The sequence below is a fragment of the Pseudokineococcus marinus genome (assembly GCF_013004605.1).
GTDB classification, from domain to species: Bacteria; Actinomycetota; Actinomycetes; order Actinomycetales; family Quadrisphaeraceae; genus Pseudokineococcus; species Pseudokineococcus marinus.
On record NZ_JABEMA010000501.1, the window covers coordinates 1 to 1,484 of the forward strand.

Sequence of the window (1,484 nt, forward strand, 5' to 3'; positions counted from 1 at the left end):
CGGCCCCCCGCCCGCCGCGACCGCCGGGCGGGTCGCCGCCTAGCCTCGAGGGCATGGCGCGGGAGCAGCGGGACGACGGCGCGCCCGCGCTCGTCACCCTCCACGTGTGGGGGGTCCGGGCGGCGGCCGTGCCCGCGGCCCTCGGGCGGATGGCGCTCGACCGCGCGCTGCTGCGCCGCAGCGGCGCGCGCTGGACGAAGCTCCTCGGCACCGGCTCGGGGCGCACCTTCACCGCGCGCGACGCCGACCCGGGGCACTGGGCCCTGCTGGCGGCGTGGGACTCCCCCGGCGACGCCGCCTGGTTCGAGCGCTCCGCGACCGCGCGCGGCTGGGGGCGCCTGGCCGACGAGCGCCTGCGGGTGGCCATGGAGCCCGTCGCGAGCCGGGGCCGCTGGGGCGGCGTCGCGCCGTTCGGCGACCCGCGGCGGCGCCCGCCGTCGGGTGCGCCCGTCGTCAGCCTCACCCGGGCCCGCGTCCACCTGCGCTCGTGGGCCACCTTCACCCGTGCGGTGCCGCCCGTCTCCGGCGACCTCGCCCGGGTCGACGGCCTGCGCGCCGCCCTCGGCGTCGGCGAGGCGCCGGTCGGGCTCCAGGGCACCGTGAGCCTGTGGCGCGACAGCGACGCCCTCACCGCCTTCGCGCACGGACGGGCGCCCCACCGCGCGGTCGTCGAGCGCACGCCCCGGGAGGGCTGGTACGCCGAGGAGCTCTTCGCCCGCTTCGCCGTCACCTCCCTCGAGGGGACCCTGCACGGGCGCGAGCCCTGATCGACCCGCCTACCCTTGCGCCGGTGGTGACGACGGAGCCCTCCCCGCCCCCGCGGACCGCGACCGCCCGGCGGCGCTCGCCCCTCGCGGTCGCCTCGCTGCTCCTCGCGGTCCTCGCCGTGCTGGCGCAGGTGGCCCACCCGCTGCTGTCCGGCGACGCGCTGCACACGACGACGGTCGCGGCGGTCGTCCTCTTCGCCGCGGCCGTCCTCGCCGACGCGGCGCGCCGCTTCGGCCCGGCGACGGCCGGCGGGGTGCTCCTCGTCGCCGGCGGCATCGGCCTGCTCGCCGAGGCGGTCGGGACGGCGACCGGGTTCCCCTTCGGCGCGTACTCCTACGCCGGCTCCCTCGGCCCGCAGGTGCTCGACGTGCCCGTCGTCGTGCCGCTGGCCTGGACGATGATGGCCTACCCGATGCTGCTGGCCGGGCGCACGCTCGCCCCGCCCGGCAGCTGGACGGCCGTCCCCGTCGCCGCGGTGGGCCTCGCCTCCTGGGACCTCTTCCTCGACCCGATGATGGTCGCGCAGGGCCACTGGACGTGGGCCGACCCGACGCCGGCGCTGCCGGGCGTCCCGGGCGTCCCGCTGACCAACTACGCCGGCTGGCTCCTCGTCGCGCTCGTCATCTCCGCCGTCCTGCAGCGCGTCGTGCCCGACCCGCGGCGCCCGCCGCGGAAGGGCCGGCCCGCCGGCGCCCGCGGCCCCGCGTCGCGCCCCG

Annotated in this window: 2 protein-coding genes; both read left to right on the plus strand. The window is 80.2% G+C overall.

The window, feature by feature from the left end; genetic code table 11:
* The first annotated feature begins 53 nt into the window (after positions 1–53).
* Positions 54–767, plus strand: a complete 714-nt coding sequence (locus HLB09_RS17010) for a monooxygenase (protein ID WP_171204472.1) — start codon at positions 54–56, stop codon at positions 765–767.
* Between the two features lie 23 nt (positions 768–790).
* Positions 791–1,484: carotenoid biosynthesis protein (locus HLB09_RS17015; RefSeq protein ID WP_212771305.1), on the plus strand; the 694-nt coding region annotated here is incomplete at its 3' end.

What these genes read in the sequence shown, in the direction of transcription:
- HLB09_RS17010 (WP_171204472.1), top strand. Translation starts at nt 54, where the DNA reads ATGGCGCGGGAGCAGCGGGACGACGGCGCGCCCGCGCTCGTCACCCTC.